The organism is Shinella yambaruensis (assembly GCF_050859155.1).
GTDB lineage: Bacteria > Pseudomonadota > Alphaproteobacteria > Rhizobiales > Rhizobiaceae > Shinella > Shinella yambaruensis.
This window is the reverse complement of the sequence record NZ_CP150638.1, coordinates 3908683-3923079: the sequence shown is the minus strand read 5'-3', so window position 1 is coordinate 3923079 and position 14397 is coordinate 3908683. Positions and strand designations below refer to the sequence as shown.

Annotated in this window: 13 protein-coding genes; 11 read left to right on the top strand and 2 right to left on the bottom strand. The window is 66.5% G+C overall.

The annotated features are described in order from the left end of the window. Position 1: 1 nt before the first annotated feature. The 4 genes from WMC41_RS19165 to WMC41_RS19150 all read left to right on the top strand — a co-directional run bounded on the left by WMC41_RS19165 (position 2) and on the right by WMC41_RS19150 (position 3251). Positions 2 to 490 (top strand): hypothetical protein, encoded by a 489-nt coding sequence (locus WMC41_RS19165; RefSeq protein ID WP_432345732.1) that lies wholly within the window; start codon positions 2 to 4, stop codon positions 488 to 490. Next, entirely contained in the window at positions 487 to 1239 is a 753-nt protein-coding gene (locus WMC41_RS19160; protein ID WP_244769330.1) for an SDR family oxidoreductase, read from the top strand. The genes WMC41_RS19165 and WMC41_RS19160 overlap by 4 nt, the downstream gene beginning before the upstream one ends. Positions 1240 to 1263: 24 nt before the next feature. Next, positions 1264 to 2670, top strand: a complete 1407-nt coding sequence (gene lpdA, locus WMC41_RS19155; RefSeq protein WP_432345730.1) for a dihydrolipoyl dehydrogenase — start codon at positions 1264 to 1266, stop codon at positions 2668 to 2670. Between the two features lie 83 nt (positions 2671 to 2753). Then, a complete protein-coding gene (locus WMC41_RS19150) occupies positions 2754 to 3251 on the top strand; it encodes a DUF2867 domain-containing protein (RefSeq protein ID WP_432345728.1) in 498 nt (165 codons plus the stop codon). Between the two features lie 3 nt (positions 3252 to 3254). Here WMC41_RS19150 and WMC41_RS19145 read toward each other — a convergent pair whose 3' ends face one another. Both WMC41_RS19145 and WMC41_RS19140 read right to left on the bottom strand, forming a co-directional pair. Next, positions 3255 to 4337 (bottom strand): TraB/GumN family protein, encoded by a 1083-nt coding sequence (locus tag WMC41_RS19145; protein ID WP_272806921.1) that lies wholly within the window; start codon positions 4335 to 4337, stop codon positions 3255 to 3257. A 181-nt stretch (positions 4338 to 4518) separates the two neighbouring features. Further along, a complete protein-coding gene (locus WMC41_RS19140) occupies positions 4519 to 5454 on the bottom strand; it encodes a tyrosine recombinase XerC (protein WP_432345726.1) in 936 nt (311 codons plus the stop codon). A gap of 146 nt (positions 5455 to 5600) precedes the next feature. Here WMC41_RS19140 and WMC41_RS19135 point away from each other — a divergent pair, with 146 nt between their 5' ends. The 7 genes from WMC41_RS19135 to atpD all read left to right on the top strand — a co-directional run bounded on the left by WMC41_RS19135 (position 5601) and on the right by atpD (position 14397). Beyond that, the gene (locus tag WMC41_RS19135) at positions 5601 to 6737 is read left to right on the top strand and encodes an AAA family ATPase (protein ID WP_244769335.1); all 1137 of its coding nucleotides are present in this window, start codon (positions 5601 to 5603) and stop codon (positions 6735 to 6737) included. Positions 6738 to 6795: 58 nt separating this feature from the next. Continuing rightward, positions 6796 to 9000 (top strand): primosomal protein N', encoded by a 2205-nt coding sequence (locus WMC41_RS19130; RefSeq protein WP_432345724.1) that lies wholly within the window; start codon positions 6796 to 6798, stop codon positions 8998 to 9000. A 103-nt stretch (positions 9001 to 9103) separates the two neighbouring features. After that, positions 9104 to 9487, top strand: coding sequence for a DUF4345 domain-containing protein (locus WMC41_RS19125; protein WP_432345722.1), 384 nt, complete (start codon positions 9104 to 9106; stop codon positions 9485 to 9487). Between the two features lie 261 nt (positions 9488 to 9748). Next, positions 9749 to 10315, top strand: a complete 567-nt coding sequence (locus WMC41_RS19120; protein WP_244769338.1) for a F0F1 ATP synthase subunit delta — start codon at positions 9749 to 9751, stop codon at positions 10313 to 10315. Beyond that, positions 10315 to 11844: a F0F1 ATP synthase subunit alpha gene (atpA, locus tag WMC41_RS19115; RefSeq protein WP_244769339.1), complete on the top strand. Its 1530-nt coding sequence runs from the start codon at positions 10315 to 10317 to the stop codon at positions 11842 to 11844. The genes WMC41_RS19120 and atpA overlap by 1 nt, the downstream gene beginning before the upstream one ends. Before the next feature lie 115 nt (positions 11845 to 11959). Continuing rightward, positions 11960 to 12841, top strand: coding sequence for a F0F1 ATP synthase subunit gamma (locus WMC41_RS19110; RefSeq protein ID WP_244769340.1), 882 nt, complete (start codon positions 11960 to 11962; stop codon positions 12839 to 12841). A 26-nt stretch (positions 12842 to 12867) separates the two neighbouring features. Further along, on the top strand, positions 12868 to 14397 hold the full coding sequence (gene atpD, locus WMC41_RS19105) for a F0F1 ATP synthase subunit beta (RefSeq protein ID WP_432345720.1): 1530 nt from the start codon (positions 12868 to 12870) through the stop codon (positions 14395 to 14397).

The following is a 14397-nucleotide window of genomic DNA, read 5'->3' as shown; positions in this document are numbered from 1 at the left end:
GATGCGCGCCGTCCTCGTCCTTGCCGGATTTCTTGCCGCAACCGCCGCCTCGGCGGCGGAGTGCCGGCAGGACCGCGCGCTCTATGCGGATCGCGACGGGGCCTATGAGCTCACCTTCGAGCCTGTCGGTTCCGACGCGGCCGCGACGAGCCATCATTTCAAGCTGAAGATCCTGGCGAGCGGCGTGGTGCTCGACGGCGTCGTCATGCCGGGCGAGCCCGCCCGCTCGAACGGCATGGTCATGCACGATTGCCCGGAAGGGGACGTGACCGGCGAGGAGATCGCCGCCTGCACCGTCTGGGAGGGCGTGATCTACGCGCTCGACGGCGCCGGCGATGCCGGCCTCCTGCCGGAGGAGGGGGTTGCGGCGGCCGAAACCCTGCTTCTTTCCGGCTTCGGGCCGTCGGTGCGCTATTCGACGCTGTGGGACGACGGCAAGGCGACCGTGGCGCCCTGGGACGTCTTCAGGCGGAAAGGATGTGCGCCATGACGGAGGCTCCCGTTCTTCTCGTCACCGGCGGCAGCCGCGGCATCGGCGCCAGCGTCTGCCGCATGGCGGGTGCCGCCGGCTGGCAGGTCGCGGTGAACTATGCCGCCAATCGCGACGCGGCCGAGGCCGTTGTCGGCGACATCCGGGCGCTCGGCGGCTCGGCGATCCCGGTCGGCGGCGATGTCGGGACGGAACTCGGCCTTGCCTCCATTTTCTCCGCCATCGACGGCACGTTCGGCCGGCTCGACGGGCTCGTCAACAATGCCGGCATCATCGCGCTGCCGCAGCGCGTCGACGAGATGTCCGCCGAGCGTCTGGAGCGCATGTTCGCCGTCAACGTGATGGGTTCGATCCGCTGCGCCCAGGAGGCCGTCCGCCGCATGTCGACGCGCCACGGCGGCAAGGGCGGTTCCATCGTCAACATCTCCTCGGTCGCCGCCCTCCTCGGCGCTGCCGGCCAATATGTCGACTATGCCGCCAGCAAGGGCGCCATCGAGAGTTTCACCGTCGGCCTCGCGCGCGAGGTCGCCGCGGAGGGCGTGCGCGTCAATCTCGTGCGCCCCGGCATCATCGATACCGACATCCACGCTTCCGGCGGCCTGCCGGACCGGGCGCGCGACATGGCGTCGCTCATCCCGATGCAGCGGCCGGGCACGGCCGATGAAGTCGCCCATTCCATTCTCTATCTTCTCTCCGATGCGGCGTCCTATGTGACGGGTGCCGCCCTCAACGTCAGCGGCGGGCGCTAGCCCCCCGCGCAGGAAGGACTTGTCATGGCATATGATCTCATCGTTATCGGTTCCGGCCCCGGCGGCTATGTCTGCGCCATCAAGGCGGCCCAGCTCGGCCTCAAGGTCGCGGTCGTCGAAAAGCGTGCGACCTACGGCGGCACCTGCCTCAATGTCGGCTGCATCCCCTCCAAGGCGCTGCTGCATGCCTCCGAGACCTACAGCCATGCCGCCCACGGTCTGGACGCGCTCGGCATCGAGGGCGTCAAGCCGGTGCTGAACCTTTCCAAGATGATGGGGCACAAGGATGCGACGGTGAAGTCGAATGTCGACGGCGTCGCCTTCCTCTTCAAGAAGAACAAGATCGACGGCATCCAGGGCACCGGCAAGGTGCTCGGCGCGGGCAAGGTCTCCGTCACCAACGACAAGGGCGAGGAACAGGTCCTCGAGACGAAGAACATCGTCATCGCCACGGGCTCCGACGTCGCCGGCATTCCGGGCGTCCCGGTTGAGATCGACGAGACGGTCATCGTCTCCTCGACCGGCGGCATCGCGCTCGACAAGGTGCCAGGCCACCTCATTGTCGTCGGCGGCGGCGTCATCGGCCTCGAGCTCGGCTCCGTCTGGGCCCGCCTCGGCGCCAAGGTCACCGTGGTCGAATATCTCGACACCATCCTCGGCGGCATGGACGGCGATGTCTCCAAGCAATTCCAGCGCATGCTGGTCAAGCAGGGCATGGAGTTCAAGCTCGGCGCCAAGGTGACGGGCGTCGAGAAGGCGGGTTCCGGCGCCAAGGTGACCTTCGAGCCGGTCAAGGGCGGCGAGGCCGCCACGATCGAAGCCGACGTCGTGCTGGTCGCCACCGGCCGCAAGCCCTATACCGAAGGCCTCGGCCTCAAGGAAGCCGGCGTCGCGCTGGACAACCGCGGCCGTGTCGAGATCGACAACCACTTCCAGACCAACGTCGCCGGCATCTATGCCATCGGCGACGTGGTGCGCGGCCCGATGCTCGCCCACAAGGCGGAAGACGAGGGTGTCGCCCTTGCCGAAATCCTCGCGGGCCAGGCCGGCCACGTGAACTACGACGTCATTCCGAGCGTCGTCTACACCCAGCCGGAAGTCGCCTCCGTCGGCAAGACGGAAGAGGAACTGAAGGCCGCGGGCATCGCCTACAAGGCCGGCAAGTTCCCCTTCACCGCGAACGGCCGCGCCCGCGCCATGCTGGCGACGGACGGCTTCGTCAAGGTGCTGGCGGACAAGGAGACGGACCGCGTGCTCGGCGTGCACATCGTCGGCTTCGGCGCCGGCGAGATGATCCACGAGGCGGCCGTGCTGATGGAATTCGGCGGCTCCTCCGAAGACCTCGGCCGCACCTGCCACGCGCATCCGACCATGTCGGAAGCCGTCAAGGAAGCCGCGCTCGCGACCTTCTTCAAGCCGATCCACATGTGATCCGGTCAGGCGGCTGCGACAACCGGCCGCCTGTCTTCGCCCGGCGAAGAGGCGCACCATGGAGGCCTCAAAGGATGGCCTTCATGTCCCCCGTTTCGAGACCGGTCTCGCTTCCGCATCCGCTTCTGCCTGCCGCCGACTGGGCGGATCGCTTCACGCTGGGCCTGCCCGTCGACAACCTCACGGCGCGGGAGGCGGCGCGGCTGGCGCTCGAACACCCGCCGGCCTGGGTGCGCCGGCTCATGGCGCTGCGCAACGTGCTCGTCCGGCCGTTCGGCCTGAAAGGGGCGACCGAGAAGATCGTGCCGTCGGAGACGGAGATCGGCGGCTTTCCGGTTATCAGCGCGAGCGACGACCGGGTTGTGCTCGGCTTCGACGACAGGCATCTCAATTTCCGCATCGTCATCGATGTTCGACGGGACCGGCCGAGTGGCCAGACGCTCAGCGTGATGACGCTCGTCCACCGCAACAACCTGCTCGGCCGGCTTTATCTTGCCGCCGTCATGCCGTTCCACAAGCTGATCGTGCGCACCATGCTGGCCGGCATCGGCCGCAGGATTTCACGCACGCAGGAGCCATGAGGCTCAGGGCACGACGGTGACGGTGAAGCCCTGCTTGCGCAGCAGCTCCACGACCCCTTCCGGGCCGGCAAGATGCAACGCGCCGACCGCGACGAAGACGTTGCCGCCGGCGAGGATCGGCGCGGCGCGCTCCGCCATCGTGTGGTTGCGGTCGATGATGATGCGCTGCTCGAAATCGGCATAGGCCTCGGCGTCCGCGTCCGTCTCGGGCGCGGCGGCGCGCATCATCGGCATGATCATGCCGGTATCGCCGGAAAGATAGAGCTGGCTCATCGTCTCGATGACGTCCTTCAGCGTGTCGCCGAGTTCCAGGGTCTGGACGAGGCCCTGGACCTGCGGTTCGAGCGGCAGGGAATCGAGGGCGGAAATCTGCTCGACGAGCGTTTCCAAACCCTTCAGCGTCTTGCCCTCGGCAAGCGCGTCCTTGGCGAGGCGCTGGTCGAGGAAGGCGGCGCCGGCCGTCTTGCGGGCGATCTCGCAGGCCGGCAGCGCCACGAAGCTCGCGATCATCCAAGGCTTCATGCGGCCGACCGCGGCGAGCGAGAGCCCGCGGCGCTTCAGGCCTTCGGCCAGTTTCTCTGCGCCCTCCTCGTCGAGGAAGTCGGTGATGGACCTGCCGTCGGTGAACATGGTGAGGTCGGGACGGGTGAGCATCGCCGCGCCGGCCTTCTTCTCGTCCGCGATCTCGTCTGATTCGACCACGATCGTTGCGGCTTCGGCAAAGGCGGTGCGTGCCGCCTCCGGCATGGCGAGCACGCGCGGGTCCGTCACATGCATGGTGCCGAGCAGCCAGGAGGCGGGCTGGCTGTCCTTCTCGATCTTCCAGAAGATGCCCTTGCCGTTCGGCACGCCATCGGCCTCGGCCCGCAGTTTGGCATAGCCGGCCGGATCGTCCTTTTCGAATTTTTCCAGGAGATTGATGCCGCCGCAGACGGGCGGCTCCTGCGCGCTAGCCGGCGAGAGGGCGGCAAGCACGAAGAGGAAGGAGAGCGCGACCAGCACATGGATGGCGGCCAGCCCCCAGAGGCCGGCATCGGCCAGCCGGTCGGCAAGCGCCGGGCGCTGTCTGCGAAGAAGGACTGTCATGGTCGAACTCCCTGTCTTTTCGGCAGCCCTGAAACGCGTCGCGATCCTCTGGATTCGCCCCCTGCGCTTCAGGGCCTTGATTTTACGCCTGTCGTTCTCGCAAAACCGCTGGGCACTTTTGTGTGCGACAAGCTCTAGTCCGGTTGCCCTCACAATCCCTTAACGTGCTACGCCTCGGGCCTCATGCCCGCGGATGGGCGCGGTCGTAGATTTCGAGCAGCCGGGCGGAATCGACGCCGGTATAGACCTGCGTGGTGGAAAGGCTGGCATGGCCGAGCAGTTCCTGGATGGTGCGCAGGTCCCCTCCGCCGGCCAGCAGGTGCGTGGCGAAGGAATGGCGCAGCGCATGGGGCGTCGCGCTGTCCGGCAGGCCGAGGGCACCGCGCAGCTTCTGCATCTCCCGCTGGATGATTGCCGGTTGCAAGGGGCCGCCTCGCGCGCCGCGGAAGAGCGGCTTGTCCTCCGCAAGCGGGAAGGGGCAGAGCTTTATGTAGTCCTCGACGCCGGCAAGGGCCGGGGCGATCAGCGGCACGATGCGGGTCTTGTCGCCCTTGCCGGTGATGCGCAGCGCGGTCGGCGTGCCGGAAAAATCGGCCGGCGTCAGCGACAGCGCCTCGGAAATGCGCAGGCCGCAGCCGTAGAGGAGCGTCAGGACAGCGGCGGTACGCAGGCGGATCCACGGTTCCTCGGCCAGCTGTTCGTGGGCGTCGACGACGGCGATCGCCTGCCGGTCGGAGAGCGGCTTCGGCAGCGATTTTGGCTGTTTCGGCGAGCGCACCGCCGAAGCGCCGGCGGCATTGGCGAGGCCCTTGCGCTCCAGGTGGCGCAGGAAGGAACGCAGGCCCGCAAGGCCGCGGCCGAGCGTGCGCGCACCCGCGCCGTCGCGGCGCCGGGCGGCGAGGAAGCCGCGCAGGTCCGCCGGCCGCAGGTCGCCGATGTCCTTGAGGCGCGCCGGGGCGGCAAGGTGCTGCGTCAGGAAGGCGAGGAACTGGCGGGTGTCGCGCTCATAAGCGTCCAGCGTGTTGTCGGAAAGCCGCCGTTCCTCCGCGAGCGCGGCGAGCCAGCCCTGGCGCTCGGCCATCAGTGTCGGGTCGGCGATGATGAGGAGATCGGTCATGTCCTGCCCTTTGGCGTTTGCCGGAGCATGGGCGATTTCCGCTTAAGGTTTTGCTAACGTTCCCGTCGAGACCGGGCAAAGCGGCCCGCCTTCCTGTCGACACGGTGGCTGGTATAGAGAGGGTCTTCCTCCATTGCGGGACCATCATGCTTTTGCGTTCCATGTCTGCCGAAAACTACCGTTCGCTGCGCTCGATCCGCATGGATCTCGGGCGTGTGAACCTGTTCGTCGGCGAGAACGGAGCGGGGAAATCGAACCTCTACCGCTCGCTCCAGCTGGTCCAGGCCGCGGTGCGCGGTAGCTTCGCCCATGAGATCGCGGCGGAAGGCGGCATGGCCTCGGCGCTCTGGACGGGCAGGCGGCGGGCGAACGAGCCGGTGCGCATCCGCCTTGAGACCGAACTTCTCGACGAGGACCGTGCGATCACCTTCCGCTACCGCGTGGAGGCCGGGTTGCGACCGCCGAAAGCCGCCGCGGGCTTTGCCTTCGAGCCGCAGGTCAAGGCGGAGGAACTGACCATCGAGACCGGGCGGCGGCCGGTGACGGTGATGAAGCGCGCCGGGCCGGGCATCATGGTGCGCGACGAGACCGGCCGCATGGTCGAGCATCCAGAACAGGCGCTGACCTCGGAGACGGCCATCGCCCTGCTCGGCGATGCCGGGCACTATCCGGAGATCGGCACCTTCCGCCGCGCCGTCTCGCAATGGCGCTTCTTCCACGGCTTTCGCTCCGATCGCGATTCGGCCCTGCGCCAGCCCTGCCTTGCCGTCACTGCGCCGCTGCTCGATCAGGACGGGGCGAACATGGCCGCCGTCTTCGCGACGCTCACCTGGACGCGCGAGGATACGCTCGATCTCGACCGGGCGGTGGCGGACGCGTTCGGCGGGGCGCGGCTTTCCGTGCCGGAGCCGGAGGAATTCGCCTCCTACGGGCTGGTGTTTCCGCAGTTTCCCCAGCGCGTCTTCCAGCCGCGCGAGCTTTCGGACGGGCAGATCCGCTTCCTGGCGCTCGCCGCGGCCCTTCTCTCCTATCGCACGCCGCCGCTGATCGCGCTCAACGAGCCGGAAGCAAGCCTCCATCCGGACATGCTGGCACCGCTTGCCGACATGATTGCGCGGGCCGCGCAGTCGAGCCAGCTCTGGATCGTCACCCATTCCGAGCGGCTGGCGCAGGAGGTGGAGACACGCTGCGGCGTGCGTGCGAAGCGCGTCGTGCGCAATGACGGGGCGACCTGGATCGACGGCATGCGGCTGACGGGCGAAATGGCCGGGGACGACGAATGAGGACGGCGGCGATCTTTGCGGTTTTCTTCGCGTCGCGGCGGGGGCATCTTCGCGCCTGATGACCAGCGATTCGACCGACCTTTTCGGGGAAAAACTTTTTCCGCGCACGGTGCCCGTGATGGTGCCGGTGCCGACGCCCTTGCCCTATTCCTATTCGGTGCCGGAGGGCATGGCGGTGGAGCCGGGCTCGATCGTGCAGGTGCCGCTCGGGCCGCGGCTGGTGCCGGGCGTCGTCTGGGACGGCGGCGATGACGGCAAGGTCGATCCGAAGAAGCTGCGGCCCATCGAGAAGGTGTTCGACTGCCCGCCGCTTTCCAGGGAGATGCGCGATTTCCTCGACTGGGTCTCCGCCTACACGGTGACGCCGCCGGGCCTCGTCGCCCGCATGGCGCTGCGCGCGCCCACCGCCTTCGATCCCGAACCGATGATCGAGGGGCTGCGCTTCACCGGCCACCGGCCGGAGCGGCTGACGAGTGCGCGCGAGCGCGTGCTGGAGCTGATCGAGGACGGCATTCCCTGGACGCGGTCGGGCCTTGCGCATGCCTCCGGCACCTCGACGAGCGTCATCGACGGGCTCGTGAAGCAGGGCACGTTCGAGACGGTCTTCCTGCCGCCGCCGCCGGTCGTGGCGCCGCCCGATCCGGACTATGTCGCGCCACGGCTCGAAGGGCCGCAGACGGAGAGTGCGGCGGAACTGGTCGAGAGCGTGCGGAAGGGCGAATTCTCCGTCTCGCTGATCGACGGCATCACCGGATCGGGCAAGACGGAGGTCTATTTCGAGGCGATCGCCGAGACCTTGCGGCAGGGCCGGCAGGTTCTGATCCTCCTGCCGGAAATCGCGCTGACGGCGAGTTTTCTGGAGCGGTTCCAGGATCGTTTCGGCGCCAAGCCGGCCGAATGGCATTCCGATCTCGCCCCGCGCATCCGCGAAAAGGTCTGGCGGCAGGTGACGACGGGGGATGTGCGGGTCGTGGCGGGCGCGCGCTCGGCGCTGTTCCTGCCGTTCGAGAATCTCGGCCTCGTCATCGTCGACGAGGAGCACGACCCGGCCTACAAGCAGGAAGACCGCGTCTTTTACAATGCGCGCGACATGGCGGTGGTCAGGGCGCGCATCGGCGACTTTCCGGCCGTGCTGGTTTCGGCGACGCCTTCGGTGGAAAGCCGGGTCAACAGCGATGTCGGCCGCTACCGCAAACTGCACCTGCCGACACGCTACGGCGATGCGGCGCTGCCGGACCTGCATCTCGTCGACATGCGGCGGCACCCGCCGGCGCGCGGCGGCTTCCTGTCGCCCGTCATGCTGCGCGGCATCCAGCGCACCATCGAGAAGGGTGAGCAGGCGCTGCTCTTCCTCAACCGCCGCGGCTATGCGCCGTTGACGCTCTGCCGGGTCTGCGGCCATCGCTTCCAGTGCCCGCAATGTTCAAGCTGGCTGGTCGAGCACCGGTTTCGCGGGCAGATCCAGTGCCATCATTGCGGCTATGCCGAGCGCACGCCGGAAGCCTGCCCGGAATGCGGCACCTTCGATCACCTCGCTGCCTGCGGGCCGGGGGTGGAGCGCATTGCGGAGGAGGTGGAGCGGCACTTTCCCGAGGCGCGCACCATCGTGCTTTCCTCCGATCTCATGGGCGTGAAGCGGCTCAGGCTGGAGCTGGAGGCGATCGCCCGCGGCGAGGCGGATATCGTCATCGGCACGCAGCTCGTCGCCAAGGGGCACAATTTCCCACTGATGTCGCTGGTCGGCGTGGTGGATGCGGATCTCGGGCTTTCCAACGGCGATCCGCGGGCGGCCGAGCGGACCTTCCAGCTGCTTTCGCAGGTGACGGGGCGTGCCGGGCGCTCGGGCCTGAAGAGCCACGGCCTCATCCAGACCTACCAGCCGGCCCATCCCGTCATGCAGGCCATCGTCTCCGGCGATGCGGCGGCGTTCTATGACCGCGAGATCGGCGAGCGGGAGAAGGCGCTGCTGCCGCCGTTCGGCCGGCTCGCCTCGGTCATCGTCTCGGCCGATACGCGCGGCGAGGCGGAGGCGCATGCGCGGGGGCTGCGGCAGGCAGCACCGCAGGTCTCGGGCATCTCGATCCTCGGTCCGGCGGAGGCGCCGCTGGCGCTGATCCGCGGCCGCCACCGCTTCCGCCTCCTGGTGCATGGCCGGCGGGGCAGCGACATGCAGGCCTTCCTGCGCGCCATGCTGGCCAATGGGCCGAAGGAACGCGCCTCGCTGCAGGTGCAGCTCGACATCGATCCGCAGAGTTTCCTCTGACATGGGTGGTTAACAAAGAGTTGTGCGAACTTTCCCGGCGCGCTTCTGCCCGTCGCGGGCCTGTGCGATAGAGGGCGGCGGGCAGGCAAGGAGAGACGCCGAGATGGAATTCTACATCCCCACCGAGACGGGCGAGTTCCTGGCGTTCTGCGCCGCCATCGCGACCGTGCTCTTCGGCCTCTTCGCCCTCTTTGCGCCCGGCACGGCCTTGAAGCTCGCCGGGCTCCAGGTCCGGGACGGCACGCGGGAAGGATATGCCTTCGTCCGCTCGGCCGGCGGCTTTTATGCGGGGATCGCCATCGTCGCGCTGCTGATGGCGCAGAGCTGGATCTACATGGCCATCGGCGGCGGTTTCGCGCTGGCTGCGTTCGGCCGCATCCTGTCGCTGATGTCGGACGGTTCCTTCACGCTCAAGAACCTTGCCGTGCTCGGCGCGCAGGCGGTGCTTGCCGCACTGCCGCTCGGCTACGCCTTCGGCTTCCTCTGACCGGAAAACCGGCTTCCGGCCTTCATAAACACCAGAACAGAGTGCGCGCAGGCAACTTTTGCCCCGACTGTGGCCGACTTATGGCGCATTCCTGCGTCCGGCGTGTTGCGAGTCCCGGTTTCGTATGCTAGACGAACCGCGAAATTCAGAAAAAGCGGGCGCCAAAGCCTGTAGGGACTGAAGATTACCGCAACGATTTCAATTGGTTAGGACCGTAGCTTCGCTACTGCCCGACCTCTTGAATGAAAAGAAGAGAAGCTTGTGCCCGTGGCAGACACATCCCAGCTTGTTTCCGGTGTTGCAGAAAGATACGCGTCTTCGCTTTTCGACCTCGCTCAGGAAGCCGGTTCGGCTGACAGTGTCGGTGCCGATCTTGCCCGTTTCCAGGCACTGATCGACGAAAGCGACGACCTGAAGCGGCTGATCCTCAGCCCCGTCTTCTCCGCCGAAGATCAGACCAAGGCCATTGCCGCCGTTGCCGCAAAGGCCGGCATCACGGGTCTCGTGGCAAACTTCCTCAAGGTGGTTGCGTCAAATCGCCGCCTCTTCGCCGTTCCCGGCATGATCAAGGCCTACCGCGCCATCGCGGCCCGCGCCCGCGGCGAAATCACGGCCGACGTCACCTCGGCCCATGCGCTGACCGCAGCGCAGGAAACAGAATTGAAGGCGGCGCTGAAAGGCGTCACCGGCAAAGACGTGGCGATTGCCGTCACCGTCGACCCGTCCATTCTCGGTGGTCTGATCGTCAAGGTCGGGTCCCGCCAGATCGACACCTCCCTTCGCACCAAACTCTCTACCCTTAAGCTTGCACTGAAAGAGGTCGGCTGATGGATATCCGCGCCGCGGAAATTTCCGCAATTCTCAAAGATCAGATCAAAAATTTCGGCAAAGAGGCGGAAGTCTCGGAAGTCGGCCAGGTGCTCTCCGTCGGTGACGGCATCGCCCGCGTTTACGGCCTCGACAATGTCCAGGCTGGTGAAATGGTGGAGTTCCCCGGCGGCATCCGCGGCATGGCGCTGAACCTGGAAAGCGACAATGTCGGCGTCGTTATCTTCGGTTCCGACCGTGACATCAAGGAAGGCGACACCGTCAAGCGCACCGGCGCCATCGTGGACGTGCCGGTCGGCCCGGAGCTGCTCGGCCGCGTCGTCGACGCGCTCGGCAACCCGATCGACGGCAAGGGCCCGATCAATGCCAAGCAGCGCGCCCGCGTTGACGTCAAGGCTCCGGGCATCATCCCGCGCAAGTCGGTGCATGAGCCGATGTCGACCGGCCTCAAGGCCATCGACGCCCTCATCCCGGTCGGCCGCGGCCAGCGCGAGCTGGTCATCGGCGACCGCCAGACCGGCAAGACCGCCATCATCCTGGACACGATCCTGAACCAGAAGGCGATCCACGACAACGGCCCGGACGGCGACAAGCTGTACTGCGTCTACGTCGCCATCGGCCAGAAGCGTTCGACCGTCGCCCAGTTCGTGAAGGTGCTCGAAGAGCGCGGCGCGCTGCAGTACTCGATCATCGTTGCTGCAACCGCCTCCGACCCGGCCCCGATGCAGTATCTCGCACCGTTCGCCGGCTGCGCGATGGGCGAATATTTCCGCGACAACGGCATGCATGCCCTCATCGGCTACGACGACCTGTCCAAGCAGGCCGTTTCCTACCGCCAGATGTCGCTGCTGCTGCGCCGTCCGCCGGGCCGCGAAGCCTATCCGGGCGACGTCTTCTACCTGCATTCGCGTCTCCTGGAGCGCGCGGCAAAGCTCAACGACGAGATGGGCGCTGGCTCGCTGACGGCTCTGCCGGTCATCGAAACCCAGGGCAACGACGTTTCGGCGTTCATCCCGACCAACGTGATCTCGATCACCGACGGCCAGATCTTCCTTGAAACGGACCTGTTCTACCAGGGTATCCGCCCGGCCGTTAACGTCGGTCTGTCGGTGTCCCGCGTGGGCTCCTCCGCACAGATCAAGGCGATGAAGCAGGTCGCCGGCTCGATCAAGGGCGAGCTTGCCCAGTATCGCGAAATGGCCGCCTTCGCCCAGTTCGGCTCGGACCTCGATGCCGCAACGCAGCGCCTGCTCAACCGCGGTGCACGCCTGACCGAACTCCTGAAGCAGCCGCAGTTCTCGCCGCTGAAGACGGAAGAGCAGGTCGTCGTGATCTTCGCCGGCGTCAACGGCTATCTCGACAAGCTGCCGGTCGCCCAGGTCGGCAAGTTCGAGCAGGGCCTGCTCGGCTACATGCGCTCCGAAGGCAAAGCGATCCTTGACACGATCCGCACCGAAAAGGCGATCAGCGACGACACCAAGGGCAAGCTCAAGGCTGCTCTCGATGCCTTCGCCAAGAGCTTCGGCTGAGACCTAACGGTTCGAGCCCTGCGCGCCGCCGGCGCGCAGGCAGCCCGGGAACTTTGATTGACGCATGATCCGCTGAGGAGACCTCTCCCGGATCGTGTTACAGGACGGAAAACGGATGCCTTCACTTAAGGATCTGAAAAACCGGATCGCCTCCGTCAAGGCGACGCAGAAGATCACCAAGGCGATGAAGATGGTCGCCGCGGCAAAGCTTCGGCGTGCCCAGGAAGCGGCCGAGGCCGCCCGGCCCTATTCGCAGCGCATGAGCGCCGTTCTCGCCAACATCGCCCAGGCCGTCGGCCAGGACGATTCGGCGCCGCGTCTGATGACCGGCACGGGCAAGGACCAGGTTCACCTGCTCGTCGTCTGCACGGCCGAACGCGGCCTGTGCGGCGGCTTCAACTCGCAGATCGCGCGCCTTGCGCGTGACCACACCCGCAAGCTTCTGGCGAGCGGCAAGACGGTCAAGATCATCTGCGTGGGCAAGAAGGGTTTCGATATCCTGCGCCGTGAATTCGCGTCGCTGATCATCGACCGCGTCGATCTGCGCGAAGTCAAGCGCATCGGCTTTGCCAATGCAGACCAGATCGGCCACAAGGTCATCGGCCTGTTCGAGCAGGGCGAATTCGACGTCTGCACGCTGTTCTATTCCGAGTTCAAGTCGGTCATCTCGCAGATCCCGACCGCGCTCCAGCTCATCCCGGCCTCCGCTCCGGCGGTCGCTGCCGAGACGACGGGTGCCAACGCGATCTACGACTACGAGCCGGATGCCGGCGCGATCCTCGGGGATCTCATCCCGCGCAACATTTCCGTCCAGATCTTCCGGGCCCTGCTCGAGAACGTCGCCGGCGAAATGGGCGCCAAGATGAGCGCCATGGACAACGCGACCCGCAATGCTGGTGAGATGATCAACAAGCTGACGCTCAACTACAACCGTCAGCGCCAGGCTCAGATCACCAAGGAACTCATCGAAATCATCTCGGGCGCTGAAGCGCTCTAAGGACCAGGACAAAGAGGGTAAGAGACATGGCTAAGGCAGCTACCCCGAAGGAAACCGCCGCAGTGGAAAAGAAGCCGGCAGCGCGCAAGCCGGCAGCGAAGACTGCTGCTGCAACCAAGGCGGCGGCTCCGGTCGCAGCCCGCGCGACCGGTCGCGTTACCCAGGTTATCGGCGCCGTCGTTGACGTCGCCTTCGAGGGCGACCTGCCGCTCATCCTGAACGCGCTGGAAACCGACAACAACGGCAACCGCCTCGTTCTCGAAGTCGCTCAGCACCTCGGCGAAAACACGGTTCGCACGATCGCCATGGACTCGACCGAAGGTCTCGTCCGCGGCCAGCCCGTGACCGACACCGGCGCCCCGATCTCCGTTCCGGTCGGCGACGAGACGCTCGGCCGCATCATGAATGTCATCGGCGAGCCCGTCGACGAAGCCGGCCCGCTCGTCACCAAGGCGAAGCGCGCCATCCACCAGGATGCTCCGGCCTATGTCGAGCAGTCCACGGAAGCGCAGATCCTCGTCACCGGCATCAAGGTCGTCGACCTGCTGGCGCCCTACGCGAAGGGCGGCAAGATCGGCCTCTTCGGCGGCGCAGGCGTCGGCAAGACCGTTCTCATCATGGAACTGATCAACAACGTCGCCAAGGCGCACGGTGGTTACTCGGTGTTCGCGGGCGTCGGTGAACGTACCCGCGAAGGCAACGACCTCTACCACGAGATGATCGAATCGGGCGTGAACAAGCACGGCGGCGGCGAAGGCTCCAAGGCTGCCCTCGTCTACGGCCAGATGAACGAACCGCCGGGTGCCCGCGCGCGCGTTGCGCTGACGGGTCTGACGATCGCCGAAGACTTCCGCGACAAGGGCCAGGACGTTCTGTTCTTCGTCGACAACATCTTCCGCTTCACGCAGGCCGGTTCCGAAGTGTCGGCTCTGCTCGGCCGCATCCCGTCGGCCGTGGGCTATCAGCCGACGCTCGCCACCGACATGGGCGCGATGCAGGAACGCATCACCACCACGACCAAGGGCTCGATCACCTCGGTCCAGGCCATCTACGTTCCGGCCGACGACTTGACTGACCCGGCGCCGGCAACCTCGTTCGCCCACCTGGACGCAACGACCGTTCTGTCGCGCTCGATCGCCGAAAAGGGCATCTACCCGGCCGTGGATCCGCTCGACTCGACCTCGCGCATGCTCGACCCGATGGTTGTCGGCGAAGAGCACTACGAAGTCGCCCGCAAGGTCCAGACGACCCTGCAGCGCTACAAGGCGCTGCAGGACATCATCGCCATCCTCGGCATGGACGAACTGTCGGAAGACGACAAGCTGGCCGTTGCCCGCGCCCGCAAGATCGAGCGCTTCCTGTCCCAGCCGTTCTTCGTGGCCGAAGTCTTCACCGGCTCGCCGGGCAAGCTCGTCGCGCTCGAAGACACGATCAAGGGCTTCAAGGGCCTCGTCAACGGCGAGTACGACCACCTGCCGGAAGCCGCCTTCTACATGGTCGGCTCCATGGAAGAAGCCGTCGAGAAGGCCAAGAAGCTGGCTGCCGAAGCGGCTTAA